Origin of the sequence: Collinsella aerofaciens (assembly GCF_039836695.1) — a bacterium.
GTDB lineage: Bacteria > Actinomycetota > Coriobacteriia > Coriobacteriales > Coriobacteriaceae > Collinsella > Collinsella aerofaciens_BD.
In genome coordinates this window covers 85425-99776 of sequence record NZ_JBDPAC010000001.1, presented here as the reverse complement: position 1 = coordinate 99776, position 14352 = coordinate 85425, and the positions used below count along the sequence as shown (strand labels likewise).

Genomic DNA, 14352 nt, shown 5'->3' with positions numbered 1-14352 from the left:
CCTAGCGCACCCCCTTCAAAGGTCCCTCAACGAGCCACGAGCCAGTGTCCTCTAGCAGCACCTCGCTGGGGTCACACCCCAGCTCGCGCGCCAGGATCGCCACCACGCGGCTCTGGCAAAAACCACTTTGGCACCGACCCATGCCGGCGCGGCGGCGACGTTTGACACCCTCGACCGAAACCGCACCCGGGCGGCGTCGAATCGCGGCCACAATCTCGGCTTCGGGCACCGTCTCGCAGCGGCAGACGATCTGCCCCCATGCAGGGTCGGACTCAATGAGCTCCTCCTTGCGCGCAAGTGGTGCGCGGTCAAAGTCGTCCGGTGCGCGGCGAATCGGATCCCAGTCGGCCCGCTCGTGCAGGGCAACACCGGCATCGCGCATGATCTGCTCCTTGCGCTCGGCAATGGCCGGCGCGCTCGCCACGCCCGGCGACTGAATACCTGCCGCCTGGAATAGCCCAGGCACCACGGCGGACTGCCCAATAAAGAAGTCGTTTGTTCCCTTGATGACCGGACGCCCGCCGGCAAACGCGCGCACCACGCGGCGCGTGTCCAGATCGGGAACCAGCTTGCGCGCTCCCGTCAGCAGCGCGTTCACATCGCTCGCATAGGTCTGCGTGTCGCCCGGCTCGCGCACGGCAGCGGTCGCGGTGATCACGGTGTTTCCGTGCACGGTGCCCGTGACGATAACTCCCTTGGACACCGGCGTGGGCACGGGATAGAGCGGCATGAGCGCGCACGACTCCTTGTCCAGCACCACAATGTTTCCCTGGCGCCAGACCATCTGGAACTCCTCGGCGCCGGCCATATGCGAGATGTCCGCGGCACCGTTGCCCGCGGCGTTGATCAGATAGCGGCAGCGCACATCGCCGGCAGGCGTCACTAGCGTAAATCGCGCAGCCCTGTCGGTAGCCTCGCCGCCAGCAACCTCAATCGCCTCCACCGGGGCGGAGCGCATAAATGTCACGCCGTTGGCCACGGCGTTCTCCAGCGCGGCGATGGCGACCTCAAACGGATCGACAAAACCGGTCGAGGGACACCACAGCGCGCACGTCGCCTTGGCACTCGCACGCGGTTCCAGCTCGTGGATGCGCTCGGGGCCGATAATCGACAGCTCGGGCACGCCGTTGGCTAGGCCGTTGCTGCGCAGCTTCTCCAGGTGCGCACGGTCCTCGTCGTTAAAGCCCAGCACCATCGAGCCGGTGCGGCGGAACAAAAAGCCTAGCTCCTGGGCCCAGGTGCCGTACAGCTCGCAGCCGCGGGCGTTGACCTGCGCCTTTACGGTGCCCGGTGCCGGATCGTAGCCGGCGTGCACCAGGCCGCCGTTGGCCTTCGAAGCCCCCAGCGCGATGTCGTTGGCCGCCTCGACCACGCAAATGGACAGGTCAAACCGCGCGAGTTGCCGTGCGATGGCGCATCCCGTGATGCCCGCGCCCACAATCGCGATATCAAACGTTTCTGCCACGATGCCTCCCAGACGAGTTGACAGGCTGTCAATAGGACTATCCTACGGTCTGCACACCCCCAGTGCAGTGGCAATGCGGCGAACAGCCCCGCTGCATCCGCCAACGGCAGGCGAGGGGAGACTCAGGTCAATCGGTGACCTCGTCTGCCGACAACTGCGGCAACCGTTCGTCTCGATCTGTAACATCTGGGACTGTATTTGCCGAGTAACTGTTACAGATTGAGACATTCGGCCTGGACGGTTTTCTTTGTCTCAATCTGTGACAGTTAGCTGATGATTCGGGTTGTAGATGTTACAGATCGAGACAAACCTTCCGACGGATTTTGAATGTCTCGATCTGTAACAGTAAGAGGGGTTTTGGGGCCCAAGATGTTACAGATCGAGATTGAAGTCGGGGAGGGACCCCTGCGTCTCGATCTGTAACACCTAGACCCGAATTTGCTGAGTAACTGTTATAGATTGAGATGTTTGTGTCCGCGCCAGCCCCGTACCCAGCCGTGGCCCCATATAAACAAACCCCGTGGTAAACTTGACCGGATTGTAATTATTCCGAAAGGTACACCTCAATGTCCAAGTACATCTCTGAGCTCATGTCGCCGCAGCTTATGGGCGTCGTCTATGCCTTTGTTGGCTTTATCATCGCCCTGTACGTGCTGTCGGTCGTCTATGTGTTCATCGACGCTCGTCGTCGCGGCGCCAGCGCCTACGTGGCATGGGGCATCATCGCCCTCATCCCGTTTGTGGGCCTCATCGCCTACCTGGTCCTGCGCCCGCATTCCTACGCGGCCGACCGCGAGGAGCAGGAGCTGGACATGGCCCTGCGCGAGCGCCAGCTTGCCCAGTACGGCACCTGCCCGCAGTGCGGCGCCCCCATCGAGAAGGACTTTGTGGTCTGCCCGGTGTGCGACACCCAGGTTCGCAACGTGTGCCCCAGCTGCCATCGCCCGCTCGACGCGCACTGGAAGGTCTGCCCCTACTGCCGAACTCGCATTCAGTAACGCATCCATCGCCGGGCCGGCCGTAAGCCACGGGCCCCGCGCGTCACGCGCAAGCCGCATGCGCGCCCCGCAGCCCCGCCCCCACACGATGAAGCATGCGTAGAAAATCGCCCGCCGTGCCATTAAGGTGCGGCGGGCGCTTGTATACCAAGGCAACCTGCCTATAATGATGCAAGTCAAAAACGCCGAGCGCATCGCACGCACTTGCATTAGGCATCCGAGAGGAGAAAACATACCCATGAAGGCACTCTACAATGACGGTTCGGTGGCCGAGCTCCCGCAGGACGAGGTCACGCACGTCATCCGCCACTCCGCCGCGCACATCATGGCGCAGGCCATCAAGCGTCTCTATCCCGAGGCCGACTTTGCCTACGGTCCCGCGACCGACAACGGTTTTTACTACGACGTCGACCTGCCCGAGGGCGTCAAGATCAGCGAGGACGACTTCCCCGCGATCGAGGCCGAGATGAAGAAGATCGTCAAGGAGAACCTCAAGTTCACCGTGTACGAGAAGCCCCGCGCCGAGGCCATCGCCCTTATGGAGGAGCGCGGCGAGAAGTACAAGGTCGAGCACATCGGCGACCTGGACGACGACGCCCGCATCACCTTCTACCAGCAGGGCGACTACATCGACATGTGCGTCGGCCCCCACATCTGCTACACCAAGGCGCTGAAGGCCTTTAAGCTCACCGGCGTCTCGGGCGCCTACTGGAAGGGCGATAAGGACAATAAGATGCTCACCCGCATCAACGGCGTCGCCTTTGCCACCAAGGAAGAGCTCGACGAGCACATGCACATGCTGGAGGAGGCCAAGAAGCGCGACCACCGCAAGATCGGCCGCGAGATGGACCTCTTTATGATGCGCGACGAGGCCCCCGGCTTCCCGTTCTTCCTGCCTAACGGCATGATCCTTAAGAACACGCTGCTGGACTACTGGCGCGAGATCCACCACAAGGCCGGCTACGTGGAGATCTCCACGCCGCTCATCATGAACAAGCAGCTGTGGAAGACCTCGGGCCACTGGGACCACTACAAGGACAACATGTACTCCACCGTCATCGACGACGAAGAGTACTGCATTAAGCCCATGAACTGCCCGGGTGGCGTGCTGGTGTACGCCTCCAAGCCGCACTCCTACCGCGAGCTGCCCATCCGCGCCGGCGAGATTGGCTTGGTACATCGCCACGAGCTTCGCGGCGCCCTGCACGGCCTGTTCCGCGTGCGCTGCTTTAACCAGGACGACGCCCACCTGTTTGTGCGTCCCGACCAGCTGACCGACGAGATCGTGGGCGTGGTCAACCTCATCGACTCCGTGTACCAGAAGTTTGGCTTTAAGTACCACGTTGAGCTTTCCACCCGCCCCGAGGACTCCATGGGCTCCGACGAGGACTGGGCGCGCGCCGAGGAGGGCCTGCGCACCGCTCTAGAGAAGCTGGGCATGGACTACGAGGTCAACGAGGGCGACGGCGCCTTCTACGGCCCCAAGATCGACTTCCACCTGGAGGACTCGCTCGGCCGTACCTGGCAGTGCGGTACCGTCCAGCTCGACTTCCAGATGCCGCTCAACTTTGACCTTGAGTACGTGGACGCCGACGGCACCAAGAAGCGCCCCATCATGCTGCATCGCGTGTGCTTTGGCTCCATCGAGCGCTTCATCGGTATTCTGATTGAGCATTTTGCGGGCAAGTTCCCCACCTGGCTGGCTCCCGTGCAGGTCAAGGCGCTTCCTGTCTCCGAGAAGAGCCGCGACTATGCCCACGAGGTGTGCGCCAAGCTGGAGGAGGCCGGCATTCGCGTTGTCTGCGATGACCGCGACGAGAAGATCGGCTACAAGATCCGCGAGGCCCGCAGCATCGACCGCGTGCCCTACATGCTCATCCTGGGCGAGAAGGAGGTCGAGGCCGGCAACATCTCCGTCCGCGATCGCTCCAATGAGACCGTTCAGATGAGCGTTGACGAGTTTGTTGCCAAGGTGACCGAGGAGATTAAGACTCGCGCCTAAGGCAAACTTCACAACAATTAACAAAGGCGACCGTCCACACAGGGCGGTCGCCTTTTTTCATGCCGAAATAAGAAAAGCCGCTGGTTGAGCGGCTTTTTTTGTTGCACAAAAAGGTACAGGTTTTTATAGAGGGGTATGGAGATGCACCTACTAGCAGTACATTTTGCGCAATCTGGGCAAACGCTGATTAATTGCTCGTATAATGTCATCAGTTGAAAGATACAAAAACCTGTACTTTTGCGACTGCGCCTAGCTGCGAGCGAGAAGCCTGTTCTAAACGCCCCTGCATTTGCGTGCATCGCAAAACCAAAAGAGGGGGCGAAAACATGGAACAGACGGCACGGCGCCAAGAGCAGCTGCCGGGCGCATTTAACGGCGCTACCACCAACAGCCAGCACGGCCGCGTCCGCTGGTATCTGGTCCACACCCCCAATGGAAAAGAGCGCGAGACCTGCGAAAAGGTCCGCTGCATTATCCCGCACGAGTTGATGCAGGACGCTTTTGTGATGCAAAAGGAGTTCTGGTTTAAGCGGGACGGCGCCTGGTCGCTCCAAACCAAACCCATGTACAAGGAATATTTCTTCGTCGCTACGCACGATGCCGCCGCGCTCGATAGGGCTTTGGCCCAGTTGAGCTTTGGCTGTCGCATCGCCGGCAGTAGGGAGCGGGCGTACATGCCCATGCCGGACGATGCACAGGACTGGTACCGCAGCGTGTTGGACGACGACGGTGTTGTGCGCAACAGCGTAGCGCGCATAGAAGACGGCGTGCTGCACATAGAGCAAGGGCCCTTAGTGGGGCAAGAGGCCCGTGTAAAGAAGATCGACCGTCATAAGCGCTGGTGCCTGGTGGACGTGGGCGAAGGCGACTCCGCTTTTAGGGAGCTGCTACCGCTTGACGTTCCCAGCAAAACGTAAAGGGAGACGTTGTACCGGCTGTTCGTACGCTTTTTTGAATTTACCGATTGGGGGATCCCTGGGGAACGGGGACGTAAGTTTGACTGTGGCTGCTAAGGAAATGACAGAGAGCTGTGCATCAATGGGGGATGCACTAGCTATTAAAGAGATTAAGCCGAGCGGTACGCTTGGTTACCGCTTTATTAAGAGGCTGTTTGATCTGGTGTTCAGTCTTTTGATGAGCGTACTGCTGCTTATTCCTATCGCCATCGTGTGCGTGCTCATTAGTCTCGAATCGCCCGGCAGCCCCATGTATACGCAAGAGCGCGTCGGCAGAGGCGGAAGGACTATCAAGATTATTAAGCTTCGTAGTATGGTCGCCGATGCTGGCGATGTACAGAAGTATCTGAGTCCCGAGCAGCTACATCAGTGGGAAGTCGAACGCAAGGTTGACGATGACCCTCGTATTACCAAGATTGGTCAGTTTATTCGTAAGTGCTCTATCGACGAGATGCCTCAGTTCCTGAACGTGCTTAACGGCGATCTTTCCGTTATTGGACCGCGTCCCATTACAAGGGATGAGCTTGAACAGCACTTTTCCGACGAGGAAAAGGCTGAGCTGCTCTCTGTTCAGCCCGGTATTACTGGTCTGTGGCAGGCAACCGATCGTAACGAGGCAACCTTCGAGAGCGGCCTGCGCCAGAAGATTGAGCTTCGCTATGTCCAAAACCGTTGTTTTGCGATGGATTGGAAGTGCTTTACTGGCACTTTTGGTGCCATGTTTGGAAAGAAGAGAACGGGACGATAGATGCAGACTAACTTTTCTTCTTCTTACAGTGTGTTGATGAGCATTTACAAAAAAGAAAATCCTGCCTTTTTAATTCAAGCTTTAGACAGCATGCTGAATCAAACGGTTTCTCCTGCCGAGATTGTCATGGTCAAGGATGGTCCGCTTACGCATGAGCTTGAAGACGTGCTCCAAGATTATGACTTCCTGCATCCCGGACTGTTCAATTTTGTTTCGTATGAAAAAAACCATGGACTTGGGTATGCACTGCGCCAAGGCATCCTTGCTTGCTCTAACGAAATTGTTGCACGCATGGACACTGATGATATAGCTCGTCCGGATCGTATGGAGAAACAGCTTGCCGCTATTGATAGTGGTCTCGATATGGTCGGAAGCGATGTTATCGAATTCGTCACGACTCCCAATGAACCTGTTGCGGCCACAGATCTTCCCAAGGGCATCGACGCTATACGTTCTTATTCCAAAAGGCGAAATCCCTTTCGTCATCCTCCTATGACGTTTAGAAAGTCGAAAGTCATGGAGGCTGGTAACTACAGTTCCGATTTTCTCTACTTTGAGGATTGGGACCTTTTTAACAGGATGCTCGCATGTGGCTGCAAGGCGGATAACCTGAAGGAACCGCTTGTTGCGATGCGCGTTAGTGGGGATTTCTATGCTCGCAGGGGGGGCTCGCAGTATCTTAAGTACGCTAAAGCATTTAAGCGTGCTCAAGTTGAGCGTGGCTATTTCACAAAATGCGATTATATCTGTTCTTATTTACCGCATGCCGTCGTCTGTCTGATGCCAAATTCCGTTAGAGCGTTGATATATCGTTTTGTTCTCAGGAGGTCTTAGATATATGGCTTCTGATGTTGCTAAGCCTCTGGTTAGTGTCATTGTCCCCATGTACAACGTGGGTATGTTCGCGCTTCCTTGCGTAAACTCATTGCTTGGTCAGACTTATTCGAATATCGAATATATTATTGTGGATGATGGATGTACTGATAATACTATTGATCTTATTGAAGATGCCGTTGGATCAGACACGCGATTTAAGATTTTGCATAAGGAAAACGGCGGTCTTTCTTCTGCTCGTAACTTTGGTACTCAAAGGTGCCACGGCGATTATGTCATGTATGTTGATGGGGACGATTTGATTGATTCGCGAACTGTTGAGTTGATGGTCGAAGCGGCTGACAAGTATCAAGTTTCGCTCGTTATCGGCTCCTTTGCGAAGACGCCTGTTCTTGATAACTATAAGATGGGGCAGAATGTAGAATTCCATGTTGAATCTGGAATTGAGCATTTACGAAAATTACTTTTATTAAGCGGTGAGAGCGGCTCTGCGTGCGGAAAGCTCTTTGAACGATCTCTTATTAACGACCTTGTCTTTCCTGAGGGGCAGCTCTTCGAAGACATGGGCGTAATTGCTAAAATTTGTTCCAAAATTCAAAAGGTTGCATTCTCTGATGCGTGCTTTTATGCATACGTGACGAGACCTGGTTCCATTACAACGCTCAGAAAGCAGGGTTCCAAGCATGCTAAAGACATGGACAGGACTATTGAGACTGTTCGACGATTTGCCGGGTCTGAATTTCAGGGCGAGTTTGAGTGTTTTCAATCATTCTGTACGCTCCGCGTTGCAATGAGGGTTGATCCGGACGGATTTGATAGTAAGGCTGACGCCCAGAAATATTTGAGGAATGCTCGAGGGCTTGCCTGGAGGGCGTCGAGGAACCCATATGCTTGTTCAAAATGGAGGTTACGCTGTGCTCTCTTTTCTATCTCTCCTAGGGTTCATAACGCTTTCTATGCGTTATATGCTGCAATTTCTGGTAAGGCTATCGGGTAACTCCCGTGATAAAAGGTTGATAAGGTGAGTTTTTCTATTAGCGCGCATCTGTTTAACGTTACTGAATGCCATGGCAGCTTTTTGTATAACATCTATTTTCAAGATGTGTTTAACTGCTGTGTTGGTGTTTTCGACGTGGTTTCGACCGGAGGTAAATCGACGGTTTACAAACGATATGCAAAGCAGGTGTAGAGATGCCAATCTATTTCATTGCCTTTGTGTCCCATATTGCATTGCTATATTTTTCGGTAAAGATACCTAATAAGCGCGTCAGTTTTCTTCTAGCGGTTATCGCGGTTCTCCCCCTTTGTTTGGTGGCGGGGCTGCGCGATGCATCTGTCGGTACCGATACCTCGGCATATCCTCTCAGGTGTTTTTACGCCTCGCAGTATTATTCGCTCACAGGTGCTATGGGTGCTTGCTCAGATCAAGAGCCGCTATTCGTAATTCTCTTCTGGATCCTGGGGAGACTGACTGGTGATTTCCACGCTGTTCTTTTTCTTTGTGAAGCCATCGTTCTCCTTCCCTATATTTTAGTTGTTAGGAAGTTGTATCCTCGCGGGTATCCTGTCGTAGGTTTCTTTCTTTGTTTCGTTGTGTTCGGTTATACGTTAAACATAATTAGGCAATGTCTTGCTACTAGTATGCTCGTCATGATGCTCTATGAGCTGTTCCGTGAGAAGCGCGTCCCCGCTATTGTTTATTTGGCTCTTGCAGTTGGCTTTCACAAAATGTCTATCATAGGACTTTTAATTTGGATTATTTATATTTCATGCTTCAACCGCAGACACGAACGTTCATACAAGACCGTTGCACTTCTTGCATGCGTTGGCGTTATCATTTTTGCTATTTGTGTGATTATGATTGGACCGGATGTAATGGAGCTCGTGTCTCTATTTACGTCGTCATATAGCTTTCAGATCAAACACGCTGGAATGGGCTCATTTAATATCACAATGCTTATTTATTTTCTATTTTGCCTTGCTATATGGATGTTGGGTAGTAAGGGTTTGACCACGAGCATTGATCGATGGACACTTAATTTTTATACGAGCTGTGGCATAATTTCTTCCTTATTCGCTCAATTTGCGAGCATCAGTCCTGAGCTAATTCGACTCAGTTTCCCTTTTCTTTTCATTTCAGGTTTGGTTTACCCCTTTTTATCTGAAAACCTTGGTAGAGAGCGGTTTCTAACTGGAACTCTGGGCTTTTTATTTTTCGTGTTTTATTTTGTCATTACGTTTGTATATGGCGGCAGCTGCGATCTTTTTCCGTATTCGTCGGCGCTATTAGGAGTTATTTATGCATGACGAAACGCCTGACATCAGTATTGTTGTACCGGTATATAACACCGAGCGTTTTCTTCCCGCTTGTCTGGAATCTATTGATATTCAAGGGACCGGCTCTTTTGAGGTGATTCTTGTGGATGATGGTTCCACCGATGGATCTCCCGAGATTTGCGATGCTTATTGCGATAAGCGTGAGAGAGCCTTCGTTATTCATAAGGACAACGAAGGTCTTCTCGCTGCACGTCGAGACGGTCTTCGTAAGGCGAGTGGGCGTTATATTCTTTCGCTCGACTCCGATGACGCTCTTCTTGAAGGCTGCATCAAAAAGGTATGCGATGTAATTGCCTCGACTGGTGCTGATATCATTTCATTTGACTTTACCATGGGATTGATGCCTATTAAACCCTCGTTAAAAGTTGATATCTGTTCTGGTATGCATACGGGCGAATCTTTTGATGCTGTTAAAAACCTGTTGTGCGGATGCGATTTCAATAGCGTTTGGAATAAGGTCATTCGGAGAGATTTGTTTGCCAGTGATGAGTGGTACTCGAAACGAGTTGGCCTTATGCACGGTGAGGATCTTTGTCAACTTCTTCCTGTTTTCGATATTGCAAAGAGTTTATTTCACATTGACGAGCCGCTTTACTACTATCGTCAGCATGGCGCTAATAGTACGAAGCAGTTTAAAGAGGATCAGATAACTGATTGGAGCTTTGTAAGCGACGAGTTGATTCGTTATGCGAGTGAATGGTCGAGCGATTCAGTAAAAAATGCCAAAAGGGGTATCTGTCGACACTATTGTGATCTTGATGAAGTTCTTTGGCATTGTGAAGTGGATAAAGAGGTGAAAAGGCAATTTGATAAAACAATTAAAAGCGAGTATCAGAGTCGAATCAGCAATTGTCCGGACTTAGTTCATAGTCTTGTTTTGTCAAATTGCAGTATCGTTTCTTTTTCTGCTCGGCACTTACTAAGCTGCTTTAAATGTCTCCGTCGTCTATTTGTATAATGCAGGTCATTATTGCTTTTTTCTAATATATTTAGTTGGAGCATTATTAGTCCTGACCGAGCTTGTCCTTAGCTTTCAATTAAGTGACAAGAATTTACGATTGAACCGATATCAAAGGTTCAGTCTTGTCGTGCGGTGTATTCATTCCTTGGGCTTTAGTTATTTCGGTCGATGCTTAGAAGCTGGTCTTTGCACGTTTTTTCAAAGAAGTTCTTCAACGCCCCCATGGTCTGGGTGAGTCAATAGACGCTTTCGTTTGTGATTTATTGTTTGTAGTCTATTCCTCTATGGGGTGCCGTCTGCGATTGGTCTTGTTGATTGCATGTTGGGGCATCATAACTTAAATGTCCGAATTGATGGAAGCGCATATTTATTCGACTTTGAAGATGGGAGGAGTCAGTTGTTGCATATTCTTTATTTAATTAAGAAGGCTATAAAACTTCTACTTTCTAGCCCTATTTATGATGGCTTACTTAGGTTATGTCGTCGTTCCGATGCTATATCCTATGCGTCTAAGGCGAAGCTTAGCATGGTTTCCAAGAGACCATCCAATATGTTCATGCCTATTGTTTTTAAGGAAGGCATATCTTACGACATTTCTATTATTGTGCCTGTATACAACGTTGAAAAATACCTCAAACCTTGCCTTGATTCCATTGTGACACAGGAGTTTTCTGGCAAGTTTGAGGTTATTATTGTAGATGACGGGTCTAAAGATGATTCTGGCGTTATAGCCGATTTGTATGGACTAATGCCTAATGTTCTTGTAATTCACCAAATAAACGGCGGCCTTTCCGCAGCACGTAATGCGGGTCTTAGAGTTTCTCGCGGTAAGTACATCATGTTCGTGGATTCTGATGACATGATCGGGCCAGGGTATCTTGAGGATATGCGGAGCAGACTCGATGAAACATCTGCGGATTTCGTTACATCGACTTTTAGATATATGTCTGATGATGGTTTGCTTGGCGAGATAGAGAACGATAGAGCTAGTTGGATGGTGCCGTGGGGCAGGCTATATCGTCGTGAAGTCTGGAATCGACTAGGTTTTCCCGTTGGTGCATGGTACGAAGATCTGATTCATCCGGTATGGATAGATTGTCGCTTTAACGATGAACCTTGTTATGATTTGAGTGGTTATTATTACCGAATCCGTCCTGGATCCATAATGCAGTCTACCCCTACGAATGTTAAAGGGCTTGATTCGTATTGGGTTCTTGATGAGTTGATTTCTTTACGTGCAGAGCTGGGGATTAATTATAGTCAGGAAGACTTCAATCGCATTTTTCCTTTGTTCGGACCGCTCTTGCTTGGGAGAACTGTCGCTCTGGACAACTGCGCTCGTAAGATTTTATTTGCTTGTTGTTGTGACACGTTCAATTCAATTGATGAGTTCAGCAGAGTGAGTACTTCGATGAATGGTAGATGGAAGGATATTGAGAAGGCTCTGCGCACTTCGGATTACAGCCGCTATCTTCTCGCATCGCTTTCTCTAGCTGCTGATGGGGTAACTGGACTCAGCCTTTCAGATGCTATTCATATTTGGGTGAACAGGAACAGATAAATAATGAAGATTGGAACGATTACTTTCCACGGTGCTTTAAATTTCGGGTCTGCACTTCAGTCTTATGCGCTTCAAGAAGTCTTGAAAGGCATGGGGCATGAGGTGCGAATAATCGACTATCGTTCTCGTGACTATGAGCAATATAGGTTTTTCCAACCTCGGCACCCGAAGATGACGCTGCGCGCAATGCGCTGTTGGCGTAAGCAGTCGTCTAGAAAGGCTGCATTCGCGGAATTTTCTAAAAAGTATTTCAGGCTTACAAAGAGACCGTATTTCTGGAAAAAAGAAAGTGATATGTACGAACTCGCTGAGCAGTTTGATTGTTTTATTTGCGGAAGCGATCAAATTTGGAATCTCGATTGCACACAAGGTGTTGTTGGCCCCTATTTCCTTTCATTTGCCGGAGATAGTCGACGAGTTGCTTACGCTCCCAGTCTTGCTCACACTTTCTTTAGACCGGAGAATTTTGATGAGCAACTTGTATCCGATTTACTTTCAAGGTTTGATTTTTTGTCTGTTCGCGAGGAGGAGACGGTTCCGCTATTTCAGCCACTTGTCGATACGCCTATCGACGTTGTTTTAGATCCCACACTTTTGTTGGAATCCGATGACTATACCGACATGGCATCTAAAGATGTCTTGCAAGGTGAATATATTTTCATGTATCTTTTGCGTGAATGTCCTGAGCTTATCGAGAGCACCGTCGCGATGACGGAGGCAACAGGCATGAAGGTGGCTTATATATCTGAGAATAATCTAGATATCCCAAATTCAATTAACCTGTTTGGCGTTGGCCCTGAAGAGTTCGTTTCTCTTATCGCACACGCAGACCTCATCGTTACCAATTCCTTTCATGCAACTGTATTCTCTGTTCTCTTCCATAAGCCCTTCCGCGTATATGCAACAGATAAGTCTGGTGCGCGTATGCGCGACTTGTTGGGCAATATCGGGCTGTCTGACCGTTGCGTCAACGTTATGTGTGCCGACGATGTTCCCCCTTGTGACTGGGGTGATGTGGACTCTCTTCTTGATTCTCTGCGTGAGCATTCGTGGGCTTATCTTAGAAAGGCGCTTTCGTAATGGGAGAGACAAGCCGACTTATCAAAAATACCGGCATTATCGCAGTTGGCGGCATGGCAACAAAGCTCGTGTCGTTTCTTCTGCTTCCGCTCTATACATCGGTTCTTTCCACTGCTGATTACGGCACCGTAGACTACATCAATACTATTGCTTTATTTTGCGTTCCTGCGGTTTCGCTGCTTATGGATGAAGCGCTGTTTCGGTTTCTCATTGACTGCCGTACCGATGAGGATCGGTCTACAGCCGTGACAGCGTCATGCGCTGTACTTCTTGCCGGATGCGTATGCTTTGCAGTCATGGCGATTCTGGTATGGTTGCTTTTTGAGCCTGAAAATCTTGGCTGGGTCGTGGGACTTGTTGTTGCTGGCGCGCTTCTGCAGATGGCTTCTGCTGTCCTTCGTGGTTTTGGGGATACCGTGGGATATTCCGTCATGAACTTTGCCGCGAGTGCTTTTACCATTTTGCTCAATGTTCTCTTTATCGCCGTTCTTCGCTGGGGCGTTGTGGGTATGCTATCTGCAACGGTCATTGCGCAGGGCGGTGTTGCTCTCGTGTTCATGGTAATGCGGAGGCTCTGGCGTTATATCGATCCGTCGGCTCTCTCTATCTCCTATGCTTTAAACCTTCTACGGTATTCATTTCCGCTCATCCCTAATAAGGTTTCCTGGACTATTAATAACTTGCTGGACAGGCTCATTATCATGAGTACGCTTGGGCCTTCTGCTGCCGGCGTGTATGCAGTGTCGTACAAGTTCCCCGGTATCATGGATCAGGTGTATGGCTTTTTCTATCAGTCTTGGAAGGAGAGTTCAGCTCGAGCCCTAAACTCTGATGAGGATGAGTCGGCTTTCTATAACTCTGTGTATCGGGCGCTAAGGCGTTTCATGATGAGCGTCGTTCTGCTTATGTCCGCGCTTATGCCTCTTGTGTATGGCGTCCTGATTAAGGGTTCATTCGGCGAGGGCATGTTGTATGTACCGATATTGCTCTTGGCGACGTACTTCAGCAATATTTCCGGTTTTTATGGCGGTATCTTCACCGCACATAAAGAGACTGGAATTATGGGAACCACTACTGCGGTGTCTGCTGCTCTTTGCGCCCTGCTGTGTGTCTTGTTGATTCCACGCTTTGGTCTATATGGAGCGTCTTTTGCAACCCTCTTGGCGATGATCGTGGTGAATGAGTACCGCAGGATTAAAGTCGCTAAGTTTGCGAAGCTTGTCGAAGACCGGGCTGAGCAGATTCTGACTTTGGTTTCAATTCTTGGAGTGTTCGCCTTTTATTATCTGTCAGCCTACGGTGCTGGCTTTTTGAGCGCTATTGCCTGTCTTGCAATTGCGTTGGCTTTTTTCGGTTATATGAATGCGGACATTCTGCGCAAGTTGCTTTCGGTTCATAAATAGGGGGGGG

The 14352-nt window shown here is 51.0% G+C and carries 12 protein-coding genes; 11 read left to right on the top strand and 1 reads right to left on the bottom strand.

Annotated elements, in window-relative coordinates:
- Window position 1: 1 nt before the first annotated feature.
- Entirely contained in the window at window positions 2–1465 is a 1464-nt protein-coding gene (locus ABG996_RS00420; protein WP_347479319.1) for an NAD(P)/FAD-dependent oxidoreductase, read from the bottom strand.
- A 566-nt stretch (window positions 1466–2031) separates the two neighbouring features.
- On the opposite strand from ABG996_RS00420, the gene ABG996_RS00415 reads away from it, so the two are divergent.
- From ABG996_RS00415 to ABG996_RS00365, 11 genes are all read left to right on the top strand, one after another.
- Window positions 2032–2463, top strand: a complete 432-nt coding sequence (locus tag ABG996_RS00415) for a double zinc ribbon domain-containing protein (protein WP_035138069.1) — start codon at window positions 2032–2034, stop codon at window positions 2461–2463.
- A 238-nt stretch (window positions 2464–2701) separates the two neighbouring features.
- Window positions 2702–4465, top strand: coding sequence for a threonine--tRNA ligase (gene thrS / locus ABG996_RS00410; RefSeq protein ID WP_215693767.1), 1764 nt, complete (start codon window positions 2702–2704; stop codon window positions 4463–4465).
- Window positions 4466–4791: 326 nt separating this feature from the next.
- Window positions 4792–5382, top strand: a complete 591-nt coding sequence (locus ABG996_RS00405; RefSeq protein ID WP_347479321.1) for a hypothetical protein — start codon at window positions 4792–4794, stop codon at window positions 5380–5382.
- Between the two features lie 121 nt (window positions 5383–5503).
- The gene (locus ABG996_RS00400; protein ID WP_271747784.1) at window positions 5504–6169 is read left to right on the top strand and encodes a sugar transferase; all 666 of its coding nucleotides are present in this window, start codon (window positions 5504–5506) and stop codon (window positions 6167–6169) included.
- Window positions 6170–7003 carry a glycosyltransferase gene (locus ABG996_RS00395; RefSeq protein WP_271747783.1) on the top strand — a complete coding sequence of 278 codons (834 nt, stop codon included), beginning with the start codon at window positions 6170–6172 and terminating at the stop codon, window positions 7001–7003. It begins immediately after the preceding gene.
- 4 nt (window positions 7004–7007) lie between these two features.
- Window positions 7008–8000, top strand: a complete 993-nt coding sequence (locus ABG996_RS00390; protein ID WP_195239706.1) for a glycosyltransferase family 2 protein — start codon at window positions 7008–7010, stop codon at window positions 7998–8000.
- Between the two features lie 194 nt (window positions 8001–8194).
- Window positions 8195–9310: an EpsG family protein gene (locus tag ABG996_RS00385; protein ID WP_271747781.1), complete on the top strand. Its 1116-nt coding sequence runs from the start codon at window positions 8195–8197 to the stop codon at window positions 9308–9310.
- On the top strand, window positions 9303–10298 hold the full coding sequence (locus tag ABG996_RS00380) for a glycosyltransferase family 2 protein (RefSeq protein WP_195239710.1): 996 nt from the start codon (window positions 9303–9305) through the stop codon (window positions 10296–10298). The genes ABG996_RS00385 and ABG996_RS00380 overlap by 8 nt, the downstream gene beginning before the upstream one ends.
- 529 nt (window positions 10299–10827) lie before the next feature.
- Window positions 10828–11862, top strand: a complete 1035-nt coding sequence (locus ABG996_RS00375) for a glycosyltransferase family 2 protein (RefSeq protein WP_271747779.1) — start codon at window positions 10828–10830, stop codon at window positions 11860–11862.
- A gap of 3 nt (window positions 11863–11865) precedes the next feature.
- The gene (locus ABG996_RS00370) at window positions 11866–12942 is read left to right on the top strand and encodes a polysaccharide pyruvyl transferase family protein (RefSeq protein ID WP_195239714.1); all 1077 of its coding nucleotides are present in this window, start codon (window positions 11866–11868) and stop codon (window positions 12940–12942) included.
- Entirely contained in the window at window positions 12942–14345 is a 1404-nt protein-coding gene (locus ABG996_RS00365) for a lipopolysaccharide biosynthesis protein (protein ID WP_195239716.1), read from the top strand. Before ABG996_RS00370 ends, ABG996_RS00365 begins: the two co-directional genes overlap by 1 nt.
- Window positions 14346–14352 lie beyond the last annotated feature (7 nt).